Source organism: Flavobacterium sp. GNP008 (assembly GCF_056428965.1).
The window spans coordinates 472,046-486,799 of the sequence record NZ_JBWJVL010000002.1 but is presented as its reverse complement, the minus strand read 5'-3'; the positions used below and the strand labels follow the sequence as shown (position 1 = coordinate 486,799).

The 14,754-nt window shown below is 33.2% G+C and carries 14 protein-coding genes; all 14 read left to right on the top strand.

Annotation, left to right across the window (positions count from 1 at the left end; all coding sequences use genetic code 11):
• Positions 1-216 precede the first annotated feature (216 nt).
• The 14 genes from hisG (at position 217) to AC0608_RS08410 (ending at position 14,687) form a co-directional block, all read left to right on the top strand.
• Positions 217-1,074, top strand: coding sequence for an ATP phosphoribosyltransferase (gene hisG / locus AC0608_RS08475; protein WP_417960053.1), 858 nt, complete (start codon positions 217-219; stop codon positions 1,072-1,074).
• 77 nt (positions 1,075-1,151) lie between these two features.
• Positions 1,152-2,444 (top strand): histidinol dehydrogenase, encoded by a 1,293-nt coding sequence (hisD, locus tag AC0608_RS08470; RefSeq protein WP_478288763.1) that lies wholly within the window; start codon positions 1,152-1,154, stop codon positions 2,442-2,444.
• Positions 2,434-3,483 carry a histidinol-phosphate transaminase gene (hisC, locus tag AC0608_RS08465; protein ID WP_478288762.1) on the top strand — a complete coding sequence of 350 codons (1,050 nt, stop codon included), beginning with the start codon at positions 2,434-2,436 and terminating at the stop codon, positions 3,481-3,483. Before hisD ends, hisC begins: the two co-directional genes overlap by 11 nt.
• Positions 3,484-3,507: 24 nt before the next feature.
• Positions 3,508-4,644 carry a bifunctional histidinol-phosphatase/imidazoleglycerol-phosphate dehydratase HisB gene (gene hisB / locus AC0608_RS08460; RefSeq protein ID WP_417960050.1) on the top strand — a complete coding sequence of 379 codons (1,137 nt, stop codon included), beginning with the start codon at positions 3,508-3,510 and terminating at the stop codon, positions 4,642-4,644.
• 75 nt (positions 4,645-4,719) lie between these two features.
• Complete coding sequence (gene hisH / locus AC0608_RS08455; protein ID WP_417989989.1) at positions 4,720-5,301, top strand: imidazole glycerol phosphate synthase subunit HisH; 582 nt, start codon at positions 4,720-4,722, stop codon at positions 5,299-5,301.
• A gap of 10 nt (positions 5,302-5,311) precedes the next feature.
• Positions 5,312-6,037: a 1-(5-phosphoribosyl)-5-[(5-phosphoribosylamino)methylideneamino]imidazole-4-carboxamide isomerase gene (gene hisA, locus AC0608_RS08450; RefSeq protein ID WP_478288761.1), complete on the top strand. Its 726-nt coding sequence runs from the start codon at positions 5,312-5,314 to the stop codon at positions 6,035-6,037.
• A 20-nt stretch (positions 6,038-6,057) separates the two neighbouring features.
• On the top strand, positions 6,058-6,363 hold the full coding sequence (locus tag AC0608_RS08445; protein WP_417989990.1) for an NIPSNAP family protein: 306 nt from the start codon (positions 6,058-6,060) through the stop codon (positions 6,361-6,363).
• Positions 6,364-6,388: 25 nt separating this feature from the next.
• Positions 6,389-7,144 carry an imidazole glycerol phosphate synthase subunit HisF gene (gene hisF, locus AC0608_RS08440; protein WP_478288760.1) on the top strand — a complete coding sequence of 252 codons (756 nt, stop codon included), beginning with the start codon at positions 6,389-6,391 and terminating at the stop codon, positions 7,142-7,144.
• A gap of 82 nt (positions 7,145-7,226) precedes the next feature.
• Positions 7,227-7,832: a bifunctional phosphoribosyl-AMP cyclohydrolase/phosphoribosyl-ATP diphosphatase HisIE gene (gene hisIE / locus AC0608_RS08435; protein ID WP_417960045.1), complete on the top strand. Its 606-nt coding sequence runs from the start codon at positions 7,227-7,229 to the stop codon at positions 7,830-7,832.
• A gap of 133 nt (positions 7,833-7,965) precedes the next feature.
• On the top strand, positions 7,966-9,102 hold the full coding sequence (locus AC0608_RS08430) for an alpha/beta hydrolase (protein WP_478288759.1): 1,137 nt from the start codon (positions 7,966-7,968) through the stop codon (positions 9,100-9,102).
• Positions 9,103-9,150: 48 nt separating this feature from the next.
• Complete coding sequence (locus tag AC0608_RS08425; protein WP_478288758.1) at positions 9,151-10,584, top strand: leucyl aminopeptidase family protein; 1,434 nt, start codon at positions 9,151-9,153, stop codon at positions 10,582-10,584.
• A gap of 3 nt (positions 10,585-10,587) precedes the next feature.
• Positions 10,588-11,802 carry an ATP-grasp domain-containing protein gene (locus AC0608_RS08420; RefSeq protein WP_478288757.1) on the top strand — a complete coding sequence of 405 codons (1,215 nt, stop codon included), beginning with the start codon at positions 10,588-10,590 and terminating at the stop codon, positions 11,800-11,802.
• 144 nt (positions 11,803-11,946) lie between these two features.
• Positions 11,947-12,993, top strand: a complete 1,047-nt coding sequence (locus AC0608_RS08415; RefSeq protein WP_478288756.1) for an alkaline phosphatase D family protein — start codon at positions 11,947-11,949, stop codon at positions 12,991-12,993.
• A gap of 35 nt (positions 12,994-13,028) precedes the next feature.
• Positions 13,029-14,687 carry a M1 family metallopeptidase gene (locus AC0608_RS08410; RefSeq protein ID WP_478288755.1) on the top strand — a complete coding sequence of 553 codons (1,659 nt, stop codon included), beginning with the start codon at positions 13,029-13,031 and terminating at the stop codon, positions 14,685-14,687.
• The last annotated feature ends 67 nt before the right edge of the window (positions 14,688-14,754 follow it).

The window sequence follows — 14,754 nt, the reverse complement described above, 5'->3', positions numbered from 1 at the left end:
TATCTCCTATATTTGCAGAAGAATTAAAAAGAAAATAAATTCAATGTTTACAAATCAATTCCATCATCATCATTTACATTATTGCTCTCAAGCGATGTGTTAATGATATGTGTGTAAATCAACATATTCTAAAACCCGTTTGAGTACATCAAACGGGTTTTTTTATTACCCTTATTTGTACTCAATCAAAATATTTTAAACAAAAAAAATTAAAAAATGAGTACATTAAAGATTGCAATTCAAAAATCAGGACGTTTAAATGAGGACAGCATACAAATCTTAAAAGATTGTGGCATTTCCATCAATAATGGGAATGACCAATTAAAAGCGGAAGCAACGAATTTTCCGTTAGAAGTATTATTCCTTAGAAATTCAGATATTCCCCAATATTTATTAGATGGAGTTGTTGATGCTGCTATTGTTGGCGATAACCTTTTGGTAGAAAAAGGAAAAAATATTATAATCGCTCAAAAACTGGGTTTTTCTAAATGTAAAGTTTCTGTTGCAGTTCCTAAAACTTTTGAATACAATTCCATCAAGGATCTTGACGGTATGCGTATTGCCACCTCTTATCCTAATACGGTAAACGAATATTTTGATTCATTTGGATTAAAAGTTGATATCCACCAAATCTCAGGATCGGTAGAAATTGCGCCTAATATTGGTTTAGCGGACGCTATTGTAGATATTGTGTCCAGTGGAAGTACTTTGTTTAAAAATAATCTAAAAGAAGTAGAAGTAATTTTGAACAGTGAAGCTGTTTTAGCGGTTTCCCCAAAGGTCACGCCAGAAGTTCAAAAGCTAATCGATATTCTACAATTCAGAATAGAATCTGTTCTGAGAGCTCGAAAATCAAAATACATTTTGATGAATGTTCCCAATGAAAAAATTGAAGCTATTGGAAAAATACTACCCGTTTTACGAAGCCTTACCGTGTTGCCATTAGCGCAACCAGGGTGGAGTAGCGTACACTCTGTAATAGACAAGGACAGTTTCTGGGACGTGATTGATTTATTGAAAGAAGCTGGTGCCGAAGGAATTTTGGTTTGTCCAATAGAAAAAATGGTCCTTTAAAGTTTCAAATAACATTTAATAAATTAAAAAACACTTATTTTAATTTAGGAATCATCTAATCTTTGAATACAATTAAAATGAATAAAATATACAATCCAAAATCGGATACTTGGACTTCCATTTTAGAAAGACCAACAAAAACTGTTGATGATATCGAAGCAACAGTCAAAGAAATATTCAACGAAGTACAGAAAAAAGGCGATACTGCTGTTGCAAAATATACCTCTCTTTTTGATGGAGTAAAAATCGAGACAATTGAAGTTAGCAAAGCCGAAATTGCTTTAGCTATAGCATCTGTTTCCATAGAACTGAAAGAGGCTATATCACTTGCGAAATCAAACATTACAAAATTTCATATTGCCCAAAAAACGGAGCGAATAGAAGTAGAAACGATCGAAGGTGTAAAGTGTTGGCAAGAAAAAAGACCCATTCAAAAAATTGGTTTGTATATTCCGGGCGGAACTGCACCTTTATTTTCAACGGTTTTAATGTTAGCAGTCCCGGCAGAAATTGCAGGTTGCAACGAAATAGTATTATGTTCCCCTCCAGATAAAAATGGAATTATAAATCCTGCTATTTTATATGCTGCAAATTTATGCGGGGTAACAAAAATATTAAAAGTTGGAGGTATTCAAGCAATTGCAGCAATGACCTTTGGTACCCAATCGGTTCCAAAAGTGTACAAAATTTTTGGCCCTGGAAACCAATTTGTAACTGTTGCTAAGCAATTGGCAACTCAATTTGGCGTAGCAATCGATATGCCGGCAGGACCATCTGAATTATTAATTGTGGCAGATGATACTGCAGTTCCTGCATTTGTAGCATCTGATTTATTATCACAAGCAGAACATGGTGCAGACAGTCAGGTTATTTTAGTTTCTACTTCTAAAAAATTAATTGATGCCGTTGAAAATGAAATCCAAATCCAACTGGAGGTTTTACCAAGAAGAGCAATTGCTGAAAAATCGATTACTAATTCAAAATTAATTTTTGTAGAAAATGATACAATTGCTTTAGAACTAATCAATGAGTACGGACCGGAACACTTTATAATTTGTTCTGAATTTGATGATTTTTACAGCAACGGCGTATATAATGCCGGTTCTGTTTTTATTGGGAATTATACTCCTGAAAGTGCGGGGGATTATGCCTCAGGAACAAATCATACGTTACCTACTAACGGCTACGCAAAGAATTATAGTGGTGTAAATCTGGATAGTTTTACTAAAGCAATGACTTTTCAAAAAATATCCCAAAAAGGAATACAAAATATTGGAAAAGCCATAGAAATTATGGCAGAAGCCGAAGGATTACACGCACACAAAAATGCTGTTACACTACGATTAAATGCAATTGAAAATGGAAAATAATTTCGATATAAATAGTTTAGTTAGAGAAAACGTAAAGCAATTAAAGCCTTATTCTTCGGCTAGAGATGAGTTTGAGGGTTTTGATACTGTGAATATGATTTTTTTGGATGCCAATGAAAATCCTTTTGAAAATGGGGTTAACAGGTATCCAGATCCCCAACAAATGAGTGTTAAAGGAATTTTGGCAAAACAAAAAAATGTCAAAACTAATCAAATTTTATTGGGAAACGGAAGTGATGAAGTATTGGATTTATTATTCAGAGCTTTTTGCGAACCAAAAACAGACAACGTAATCACTATGCCGCCAACATACGGAATGTATGGTGTTTTGGCCAATATCAATGCAGTAGAAAATAGAGAAGTCTTGCTTTCATCCGATTTTCAACCCAAAATCGAGAAAATTATTGAAGCTGTTGATGTAAAAACTAAAATTATTTTTTTATGTTCGCCTAATAACCCAACAGGAAATTCATTTTCTGATGAAAGTGTGGCGTACCTTTTACAAAATTTTAAAGGGTTAGTAGTGATTGATGAAGCATATATTGACTTTTCAAAAAAGGAAAGTTGGATTAATGAACTAGACGAATACCCCAATTTAGTCATTACCCAAACACTATCTAAAGCGTATGGTTTAGCTGGAATAAGATTAGGAGTATGCTATGCATCTGCTGAAGTAATTTCGGTTTTGAATAAAATAAAACCGCCTTACAATGTGAATGAGTTGACTCAAAAAAGAGCTTTAAATCGATTAGATGATTTAAATATTATAAATGAAGAAATTAATTCTATAATAATACAAAGAGAAGAATTACTTAAAGTATTACTTAACGTCAATTTTGTACAAAAAATCTACCCAACAGAAGCTAATTTTATTTTAATCAAAGTAGATGATGCCAATAAAAGATATGCTGAATTGATTGCTAAGGGGATTGTAATTCGAAACAGAACAACCCAACCTTTATGCGAAAATTGTTTGCGTTTGACTGTTGGAACCGAAATAGAAAATATGAAATTAATTGAGGTGTTAAAACAACTTTAAACCTTAAAATCTAAACTTTTTTTAATGAAAAAAATACTTTTTATAGATCGTGATGGAACAATGGTTTTGGAGCCAAGTGATTATCAATTGGATAGTTTTGAAAAATTAGAATTTTATCCAAATGCTTTTCAATACCTAGCTAAAATAGCTAAGGAATTGGATTTCGAATTCGTAATGGTAACTAATCAAGATGGTTTGGGAACTGATTCTCATCCGGAGATTAATTTTTGGCCTGTCCACAATTTGATCCTGAAAGCGTTTAAAAATGAAGGGGTTGTTTTCGCAGCAGTATTAATTGACAAAACATTTCCACACGAAAATGCACCAACTCGCAAACCTGCATTAGGTTTGTTGACAAAATATATTGATAATCCTGAGTATGATTTAGAAAATTCATTCGTAATTGGAGACAGGATAACTGACGTGGAATTGGCTAAAAATCTAGGCTCAAAAGCGATTTTTATCAATACTGACGAAAGTTTGGGAAGTGATGAAATATCTTCGAAAAGACACGAATTAGAAGATGTTATTGCTTTACAAACCACGAATTGGAAAGATATTTATGAGTTTTTGAAATTAGAAGAACGTTCCGCTTCCATAGAAAGAAAGACAAACGAAACGGATATTTATATCAATTTGAATTTAGACGGAACCGGGAAAAGTAAAATCGAAACTGGAATTGCTTTTTTTGACCACATGCTCGACCAAATTGCGCGTCATGGACAAATGGATTTAGAGGTTTTAGTAAAAGGAGATTTGGAAGTAGATGAACATCACACGATTGAAGATACAGCGATTGCTCTAGGTGAAGTTTTTGCAAAAGCTTTAGGCAATAAATTAGGGATTGAACGCTATGGTTTTTGTTTACCAATGGATGATTGTTTAGCGCAAGTGGCGATTGATTTTGGAGGTAGAAACTGGTTGATTTGGGAAACCGAATTCAAGCGTGAGATGGTCGGAAAAATGCCAACGGAGATGTTCTATCATTTTTTTAAATCCTTTTCGGACGGTGCGAAAGCCAATATCAATATTAAAGCCGAAGGAACAAATGAGCATCACAAGATAGAAGCCATTTTTAAGGCTTTTGCCAAAGCAATAAAAGTAGCCGTAAAACGAGATACTGAAAAGATGATTTTACCTTCAACTAAAGGAATGCTTTAATTAAGTCAAAACCCTAAAGGCGAAAATCAAAATTGATTTTATGCCTTTTGACTTTACAACAATAAGATTAAATAGATGAAAATAGTTATTATAAATTATGGAGTAGGGAATATTCAAAGTATCAAGTTTGCCATTGAAAGATTGGGATACAATGCTGTTTTGAGTAACGATTGGAAAGAAATTAAAGCTGCTGACAAAGTTATTTTTCCTGGTGTAGGCGAAGCCAGTTTTGCCATGAGAATGCTAATAGACAGTGGTTTAGATGTATTAATTCCGACATTGAAACAGCCTGTGCTAGGAATTTGTCTTGGGATGCAATTGATGTGTAAATCATCGGAAGAAGGCAATACAAAAGGATTAGAAATTTTTGATGTTAATGTGATTAAATTCACACCAAAAGTGAAAGTACCCCAAATGGGCTGGAATACAATCTATAATTTAAAATCGGCTTTGTTTCAGGGAATAAAAGAGAATGAATACATGTACTTAGTACACAGTTTTTATGTTCCTACTTGTGATGAGTCCATTGCAACAACCAATTATGAGGTAGAATATGCATCCGCATTACAGCAAAATAACTTTTATGGAACACAATTTCACCCAGAAAAAAGTGGTGATATTGGAGAACAAATTCTATCTAATTTTTTAAAACTCTAAATTATTTATAATGAGAATAATACCCGCAATAGATATCATTGATGGAAAATGTGTTCGCTTATCAAAAGGTGATTATAATACCAAAATTATTTACAATGAGAATCCGCTTGAAGTAGCGAAATCATTTGAAGCACACGGAATCGAATACTTACATTTGGTTGATTTAGACGGAGCAAAATCAAGTCAAATTGTCAATTACAAAATACTGGAACAAATTGCGACACAAACAAAATTGAAAATTGATTTTGGTGGTGGATTAAAATCGGATTCCGATTTGAAAATTGCTTTTGAAAGTGGTGCCAATCAAATTACCGGTGGAAGTATTGCCGTTAAAAACAGAGAATTATTCGAAAAATGGATTGCAGAATATGGTGCTGATAAAATTATTTTGGGAGCAGATGCCAACAACGAAAAAGTAGCAGTTTCTGGTTGGTTAGAAGATTCTAATGAAGATTTGATTCCATTTATCCAAGAGTATCAAGTTAAAGGGATTCAGTACGTGATTTGTACCGATATTGCCAAAGACGGCATGCTTGAAGGGCCATCCTTTGATTTATACGCTAAAATTTTGGCGCAAGCCAACGGCATAAAATTAATTGCTTCAGGAGGAATTTCTACCTTTGATGAATTACCAAAATTAGCTGAAATGGGTTGTGAAGGAACAATTATTGGTAAGGCAATTTATGAAGGAAGAATTTCGTTGAAACAATTAGAGCACTACATAATTAGTAAATAGTTCAATTTAAGATATAAAGTATGATAACTTGTTATTTAAAATACACAATAGACCCTTTTCAAGTGGCTATTTTTGAGGATTATAGTAAAAGATGGATTAAATTAGTCAACCGTTTTGGAGGGAACCATCATGGTTACTTTTTACCATCTGAAGGTGCAAATAATATTGCATTTGCACTGTTTTCATTTCCGAGCTTATCTGAATATGAGAATTATAGAACACTAATTTTAGACGACAAAGAGTGTATAGAAGCTTTCAAAATAGCAACAGACACTAAATGTATATTGAGCTATGAACGAACTTTTTTGCGCCCAGTATTTGAATAAATAATACTTTTAACAACAAACAGAAATGCTTACAAAAAGAATTATACCCTGTCTCGATATAAAAAACGGAAGAACCGTAAAAGGCATTAATTTTGTAGACTTGCGTGACGCTGGAGATCCAGTAGAATTGGCTAAAATATATTCAGATGAGGGTGCTGACGAATTGGTATTTCTAGATATTTCAGCAACCGAGGAAAGAAGAAAAACCTTAATTGATTTGGTACGTAAAGTCGCTGCCACAATAAACATTCCGTTTACCGTTGGTGGAGGAATTTCATCAGTTAATGATGTAGAAGTCTTATTGCAAAACGGAGCGGACAAGGTTTCTATTAATTCTTCGGCGGTAAAAAATCCGCAGTTGGTTAATGATTTGGCTCAGAAGTTCGGCAGCCAATGTGTTGTGGTTGCAATTGATGCTAAACAGATTGATGGAGAATGGATTGTTCATCTAGTAGGAGGAAAAGTGCCTACTGAATGGAATTTATTTGCTTGGGCCAAAGAAGTAGAGCAAAGAGGTGCAGGAGAAATTTTATTTACCTCAATGGATAATGATGGAACTAAAAATGGCTTTGCAAACGAAGCTTTGGCAAAACTTGCGAGTTTAGTTAATATCCCTATAATAGCTTCGGGAGGAGCGGGAAATATTCAACACTTTGTGGACACCTTTCAAATAGGAAAAGCTGATGCAGCATTGGCTGCAAGTGTCTTTCATTTTAAAGAAATTGAAATCAAAACATTGAAATCAGCCCTAAAAAAGAATAATATCGAAGTTAGATTATAGAAATAGATACTAAATAAAGAGAAAAGAAAATCGGATTAGATAGTCTTTCAATCTCTAATTTTCAATCTTTAAAATTAAAAAAATGAATATAGATTTTTCAAAAAATACTGACGGTTTAATTCCTGCTATAATACAAGACAGTGAAACTAAAACAGTGCTAATGCTTGGCTTTATGAATGCTGAGGCGTATCAAAAAACAATCGATACCAAAAAGGTAACTTTTTTTAGCAGAACTAAACAAAGGCTGTGGACTAAAGGGGAGGAAAGTGGCCACTTTTTGAATCTGATAGACATCAAAAATGACTGTGATAATGACACTTTATTGATTCAAGTAAAACCCGAGGGTCCTACCTGTCACAAAGGGACAGATACCTGTTGGAGTGGTATAAATAAAGTGGATTATGGTTTTCTAACAACACTAGAAGATACGATTCAAGTTCGAAAAGAGAATGCTGATTCTGAAAAAAGTTATGTTGCTTCTTTATTTAAACTAGGGATGAACAAAATTGCCCAGAAAGTAGGAGAGGAAGCGATCGAAGTGGTAATTGAAGCCAAAGATAATAATGACGATTTGTTTTTGAGTGAAAGCGCCGATTTACTTTTTCATTATCTTATATTACTGCAAGCCAAAGGGTTTAAATTAGATGATGTGGTAACTGTTTTAAAAAGCCGCCAAAAGAAAAATTAGTTCACCTACTTTTCATACATAAAACCCAATAGTCATTCATTTTCTATTGGGTTTTCTTTTTTTCTTTTATTTCAAAGCACAATCCACTATATTTACTATTTATTTTTAAATTAGAAGTACAATAATGCAAGTGATGAATTCAGACAATACCACAATTATTAAAGAACTAAATAGTCCAATAATTAATACCGGTTTACATATAATCCTGACTACTGATGAACACGATGCCCGACCGGTATATATATCAGGAAATTTCAATAATTGGCGTACTCAGGACAAAGAATTTATTATGGAGAAAATTAATCGAAGTTCGTACCATTATAAATTCCCACATGATTTTGATTATCCTGCTACTCTTTTGTATAAATTTACTAAAGGAGATTGGAGTGATGTAGAAATTGACAGCCTTGGCAATCGTACAGAAAATCGTTCAACAAATATATACACAGGTATTCAAAAAGAACACGTTGCCAGATGGAGGAAAAACTGGTTACCATTTAAGCCATCTTATTTACCTCAAGTTTTATTGATTTCAGATGAATTTGAAATTCCTCAACTCAATAAGACAAGAAAAATTTGGGCTTTATTACCTCATGATTATGATAATTCCAGTGAAAGTTATCCAGTACTTTATCTGCAAGATGCTCAAAATCTATTCAATGAATCAGCCGAATTTGGCAATTGGGAAATTGATAAAAAACTGGCGGTGATGTCTGAATATAAAATAGGAAAAATTATTATTATTGCAATAGAACACGCCGAAGAAGACCGCATTAAAGAATACAATGTAGGTAAAACAGTATTAGGTAAAGGGCAAGGAAAGAAATACATCCGATTTGTAACCGATACGCTAAAACCATTTGTGGATAGTAATTTTAGAACTAAAAAAGAAAGGGAATTTACCGGAATAGGAGGAAGCTCAATGGGCGGACTTGTTAGCATATTTAGTGGATTGAGGAACCCAGATGTGTATGGAAAATTAATGATTTTTTCCCCCTCTCTTTGGGTAGTTCCGGAATTAAAAATTAATTCAAAAAACCCAAAAATAACCGACACTAAAATTTATTTGTATGCAGGTGAAAAGGAAAGTCAAACAATGATTGCGGATCTAAAAAAATTTCAAAATAATTTGATTTCAAGCGAGTTTATAAAAGACCAATCAATGCTTAATTTAAGCATTAACAGGCAAGGGAAGCATAGTGAAACCTATTGGAGTGATGAGTTTCCTAAAGCAATAGAATGGTTATTTTTTAACACGAAAAATACTTAACAAACGCTATATGGTATCTTTGAACAATAAGTAAAAATAAATGAGCAAATGAAAGTAAATACATTACAAAACCTAACTAATTTCTCAGGAACAATTTTGATTCCGGCTTTTGAAACGTATTCAAAAAGTATTGTTCCTATTGCCTATGATGGAGTAGAGATTGATGCTAAAGTTTTTTATGGAAAAAAAGACACTCATTATCTAGCCGAAAAAAGTAACACTACTTATGTGTTTATTGGTTTAGGAAAAACAATAGATTATAAATCATTGAAAACTATTTTTCGTCGTATTTCATCTAAACAAAAGGACAGTTTTAATTCAAATGTGGCTTTAGTTATACCAGACCAATTTACTGAGGATCAAATGGAAGCTGTTGTTTCCGGATTACTTCTGGGAACTTATGATTTAGGACATTTTAAATCAGATAAACACTTACACCCCTTTTTAGAACCTACTTTTAGCTTAAGTTTAGTTTCTGAAAAAGATTATTTGGCTACAGCCAAAAAAGGAATAAAGATAGCAAAAGCACAATTAGGAACGTATAATTTAGTTGACCTTCCACCCAATACTGTTACTCCAAAATATTTGGCAAACTGGGCTAAGGACGCTGGTGATACGTATGGATTTGATGTTGAGATTTTGGGCTACGAAGCCTCCAAAATTATAGGGCTTGGGGCCTTTTTAGCAGTAGGAAAAGGAAGTGAAAATGAACCACAATTTATTATACTGAATTATTCTCCTAAATTAGAGGTAAAAGACTTAAAACATGTTGGGTTAGTAGGAAAAGGAATCACCTTTGACACTGGCGGTCTTAATATAAAAACTGCAGGAATGGTTCACATGAAATGTGATATGGCTGGCGCGGCTGCGGTACTTGGAGCCATGCAACTTATAGCCGATTTGCAATTACCTGTAAAAGTAACAGCCATTGTTCCTTGTGCCGAAAATTCAGTTGATGCTAAATCATTTTTACCAAGTGATGTTATTCATAGTTATAGCGGGCATTCAATTGAAATTATAGATACTGATGCTGAAGGCAGGCTTGTATTAGCAGATGGATTATCGTATCTGATTAAGAATTTTAACCCAAAATACATAGTTGATATTGCTACACTTACAGGGAGCAGCGTTGGAACTTTTGGTTATGAATGTGGTGCTTTGTTTACCAATAATGACGAAATGGCTAAAAAATTACAAGCAGCTGGAGATGCAATTGGAGAACGCTTGTGGCCTTTGCCACTTTGGGAGGTGTACAAGCAAGATATTGAAAGCGATATAGCGGATGTTAAAAATTACAGTGGAAAACCAGTTGCAGGAGCTATAAGTGCTGCTAAGTTTTTAGAATATTTCACTCAAGATCACAAAGCTTGGGCGCATCTTGATATTGCAGGAGTAGCATTTGGAGATGACGAATTTGCTAAAAGTAAACACGCAACAGCTTACGGCGTTCATTTATTAACTAAATTCATTGAAAATTTATAACCTATGGAAAACTCTAAAACCTTTCTTTGTATTTCAAATTATTTCAAGGGTGCCGATTTTTTAATTAATTTAAAAAAATTAGGCAACAAAGTTTATTTAGTGACAAGTGAAAAACTTAGAGATAAGCCATGGCCACATCAATATATTGATGAAATTTTTTATATGGAAGGGCAGGATGTCGATTGGAACTTAGAACATTTGTTATTGGGTGTTGGAAATTTTATGAAATCTACTAAAATTGATGCAATTATTGCTCTTGATGATTATGATGTAGAAAAGGCTACTTATCTAAGAGAGAACCTGCGTATTGACGGAATGGGACAAACTACCGGGCGTTATTTTAGAGATAAATTAGCGATGCGCATGAGAGCCAAAAGTTGTGGCATACCTATTCCTGCCTTTTGTTCGCTATTTAATGATCATGACATCAATACTTTTGCAAATACAATTGATGCCCCATGGGTATTGAAACCACGATCCGAAGCTTCGGCAACAGGAATTATAAAGGTTTATGATAAAGAGAGTTTATGGATCCATATCAACGAAATGGGGAATAATAGATTCAAATATTTATTAGAACAATTTAAACCTGGTGCTGTATATCATTGTGATAGTTTACTAACCGATAGTAAAGTGATATTTAGTTTGACTTCAAAATATTTAGCGACACCATTGGAAATTTCTCAAGGTGGTGGCGTTTTCCGATCGGCTACCATAAAATACAATTCAGAAGAAGACAAAGCAATAAGAAAACTAAATGAACAGGTGATGAAAGGCTTTGGATTAAAACATGGAGCAGCACATACTGAATTCATAAAAAGCAATGAAGATGGCAAAATATATTTTTTAGAAACATCATCAAGAGTAGGCGGTGCCCATCTAGCAGAAATGGTGGCTGAAGCATCTAATATTAACTTATGGAAAGAATGGGCGACCATTGAAGACGCATTGGTTAAAGGGACTAAATATATTTTGCCAAAGGTTAAAAAAGGATATGCCGGCATTGTTTTAACTTTATCAAAATTCCAGCATCCTAATTTATCTTCGTTTTCAGATCCGGAAGTGTGTTTCAAAGTACCCTTGGAATATCACGCGGGGCTAATTTTAAAATCAGATAAGCAGGACCGAATTTTAGACTTATTAGAAGATTATGGAAATCGGTTTACTACTGATTTTACTGCTGTTGCAGAGCAAATAAAAGTAACCAATCTTCATTAAAACACAATATTAGAGGTTAAAAAAAGCGATTATTTCAATAGAGATAATCGCTTTTTTAATGGTTTCTTAAACTTAAGATTTTTTAGCTTGTTATACCTTCGCTAAAATATTCGATATAAATAATAATTTCTATCTCCACTTCCCATGAAAAAGACATTCCTTATTTTTAGTTTTTTAGGATTTTTTAGTTGTAAAACTTACGACACTACAAATTTAATTCAATCCCAAAAAAACATAGAAAATGAATATTATACCATTGCTTTTGGTTCTTGTGACAATCAAAAAATTAAAAATGAACTGTGGACCGCCATAGATTACAATAATCCGTCAGTTTGGATTTGGGGAGGTGATAATGTATATTCTGATACCGAGGATATGAGTTTTCTAAAAAGAAATTATGAAATTCAAAAACAAGATGCTGATTATCTCAAGTTCATTGAAGACAAAATCGTATTAGGAACATGGGATGATCATGATTATGGTGCTAATGATGGCGGTCAAGAATATCCTTTTAAAAGACAAAGTCAACAGTTGCTATTGGATTTTTTAGATACTTCAAAATATGCTCCTGAGCGAACGAGAGATGGCGTTTACAATACTAAAACTATTGTTGTAAATGGGAATAAAATAAAAGTTATTGTATTGGATTCCCGTTTTTTTAGAACAGCATTGACTAAAGCCACCGATTCAAAAAAACGTTTTCAACCTAATAAATATGGAGAAGGAACTATTTTAGGCCAAGCCCAGTGGGAATGGTTACAAAAAGAACTTGAAAATTCTGAAGCCCAGTTTAATGTGATTATCAGTAGCATTCAATTCTTATCAAATAAACATGGTTTTGAAACTTGGGGAAATTATCCACATGAAGTGGACAAACTGGAAAAATTGATTGTTTCCACTAAAGCAAAAGGTACTTTTATACTTTCTGGAGACCGCCATATAGCCACTTTTTCTTCAAAAAATGTTACGGGTTTATCCTATCCGTTAGTAGATTTTACCTCGAGTGGATTGACGCACACCTACACTTCATTTTCTGGCGAAGAAAATCCTTATGTAAAAGGAGAAGTTATCAAAGATATAAATTTTGGTATATTAAAATTTGATTTTAAAAACAATAAAGTGATAATGGAAATAAGAGGAAAAGAAAATAAATTACTGCAAGAATTTATACAAATCTATCCTGGAAAATAAATTTAGACGTTATATTTGTTCAAAAGGAATTTGTCATGAAAAAACAGTTACGTATTATTTTTATATCGCTTATCATATTTAATGGGAGTAATGCCCAAGGTCTAATGGATAAAAAAGAGGAAATATTTACCCGACAAGATACTTTACGAGGTAGTATTACTAAAGAAAGAGCATGGTGGGATGTAAAAAATTATCATCTTGATATAAAAGTTAATCCCGCTGACAGTACAATTATAGGTTCAAATACCATAAAATATCAAGTGCTGCAAGACTACAACAGTATGCAAATTGACTTACAAAATCCTATGGAAATTTATAAAGTCATTCAGGATGGTACAGTTTTAAAATACGGAAGAGAAGGAAATGCTTTCTTTATTGAATTAATTGCCCCTCAATCAAAAGGAGCGATAAAAGAGTTAACGGTTTTTTATGGAGGAAAACCAAAAATTGCAGTAAATCCACCTTGGGATGGAGGAATCACTTGGAAAAAAGACAATAATGGGAATCCTTTTATTGCTTCTTCCTGTCAAGGTTTAGGAGCCAGTGTCTGGTGGCCAAACAAAGATCATATGTATGACGAAGTGGATAATATGCTCATCAGTGTAAATGTTCCAAAAAATTTGACGGATGTTTCCAATGGTCGTTTGTTAAGTATTAAACAGCTCAAAGACGGGACAAAAACCTATAATTGGTATGTGTCAAATCCTATCAATAACTATGGTGTAAATATAAACATAGGAGATTATGTTTCGTTTTCAGAAAAATATAAAGGAGAAAAAGGAAATTTAGATTGTAGTTATTATGTTTTGAGAGACAATTTGGCTAAAGCAAAAAAACATTTTCAAGATGTTCCAAGGATGCTAAAAGCTTTCGAACATTGGTTTGGACCGTATCCATTTTATGAAGACAGTTATAAATTGGTTGAAGCGCCGTATTTAGGAATGGAACATCAAAGTAGCGTAACCTACGGAAATGGTTTTCAAAACGGCTATAAAGGAAGGGATTTGAGTGGAACGGGTTGGGGATTAAAATTTGATTTTATTATTATTCATGAATCAGGGCATGAGTGGTTTGCCAACAACATCACCTATAAAGATATTGCCGATATGTGGATTCACGAGAGTTTTACAAACTATTCAGAAAGTCTATTTGTAGAATATTATTATGGGAAAGATGCTGGATTTGAATATATCCGAGGGACCAGAAAGGGAATAAACAATGATAAGCCGATTATAGGGAACTATGGGGTAAACAGCGAAGGTTCAGGAGATATGTATCCAAAAGGAGGTAATATGTTGCATACTTTACGCCAAATTGTTAATAATGATGAAAAATGGAGAGATATATTAAGAGGTTTAAACAGTACATTTTATCACCAAACTGTTACTACAAAACAAATTGAAGATTATTTAAGTCATCAAGTTGGAATCGATTTATCAACAGTTTTTAATCAGTATTTAAGAGATACCAGAATTCCAACATTAGAATATTTTTTCAAGGACAATCAAGTGGGTTATCGCTGGACAAATTGTGTAACTGGTTTTAATATGCCAGTAAAAGTAACGCTGAATGGAAAAGAAGAATTGCTACAACCAGAAACGGAATGGAAGAATACTCCATCAAATACTGAAAATTTAAAATTACAAGTAGACAAAAACTTTTATGTAGCCAGTTTTAATATTACGGAGTACTAACAACAATATAATTCCTAATTTCATAAATATTTTCATTTTTTTTAAAAAATAAAATGTTACTTTCAAA

Coding starts and splice junctions, on each gene's coding strand:
- hisG (WP_417960053.1), top strand. CDS start 217: ATGAGTACATTAAAGATTGCAATTCAAAAATCAGGACGTTTAAATGAG.
- hisD (WP_478288763.1), top strand. CDS start 1,152: ATGAATAAAATATACAATCCAAAATCGGATACTTGGACTTCCATTTTA.
- hisC (WP_478288762.1), top strand. CDS start 2,434: ATGGAAAATAATTTCGATATAAATAGTTTAGTTAGAGAAAACGTAAAG.
- hisB (WP_417960050.1), top strand. CDS start 3,508: ATGAAAAAAATACTTTTTATAGATCGTGATGGAACAATGGTTTTGGAG.
- hisH (WP_417989989.1), top strand. CDS start 4,720: ATGAAAATAGTTATTATAAATTATGGAGTAGGGAATATTCAAAGTATC.
- hisA (WP_478288761.1), top strand. CDS start 5,312: ATGAGAATAATACCCGCAATAGATATCATTGATGGAAAATGTGTTCGC.
- AC0608_RS08445 (WP_417989990.1), top strand. CDS start 6,058: ATGATAACTTGTTATTTAAAATACACAATAGACCCTTTTCAAGTGGCT.
- hisF (WP_478288760.1), top strand. CDS start 6,389: ATGCTTACAAAAAGAATTATACCCTGTCTCGATATAAAAAACGGAAGA.
- hisIE (WP_417960045.1), top strand. CDS start 7,227: ATGAATATAGATTTTTCAAAAAATACTGACGGTTTAATTCCTGCTATA.
- AC0608_RS08430 (WP_478288759.1), top strand. CDS start 7,966: ATGAATTCAGACAATACCACAATTATTAAAGAACTAAATAGTCCAATA.
- AC0608_RS08425 (WP_478288758.1), top strand. CDS start 9,151: ATGAAAGTAAATACATTACAAAACCTAACTAATTTCTCAGGAACAATT.
- AC0608_RS08420 (WP_478288757.1), top strand. CDS start 10,588: ATGGAAAACTCTAAAACCTTTCTTTGTATTTCAAATTATTTCAAGGGT.
- AC0608_RS08415 (WP_478288756.1), top strand. CDS start 11,947: ATGAAAAAGACATTCCTTATTTTTAGTTTTTTAGGATTTTTTAGTTGT.
- AC0608_RS08410 (WP_478288755.1), top strand. CDS start 13,029: ATGAAAAAACAGTTACGTATTATTTTTATATCGCTTATCATATTTAAT.